At 73.2% G+C, this 246-nt stretch carries 1 protein-coding gene; it reads left to right on the forward strand.

The window, feature by feature from the left end; translation table 11 throughout:
- A partial coding sequence (locus tag ACZ3HH_RS30895; protein ID WP_465810502.1) for a hypothetical protein occupies positions 1–246 on the forward strand: 246 nt, incomplete at both ends.

The raw sequence follows: 246 nt of genomic DNA on the forward strand, positions 1-246 counted from the left end.
GGCGCAATCGCTCCGCGTCGAGGGCACGGGTGCCGTGTTCGTCTCCTACGCGCGCACCACCGACGTGAAGGCCTGGCTCGCGGACGTTCCGTACACGGCCGTGACCCCCGGCGGCGACCCGGCCACCGTCACGACCGCGCTCGTTCCCGCGTCGACCGCGACGCCGTCGAGCGACGCCACGACCGCGCGGACGCCCGTGGGCTCCGACCTCTGGCTGGACGAGTATCAGCAGACCGGTTCGGTCAG

This window comes from Pseudomonas sp. PME37.24/025 (genome assembly GCF_055556615.1).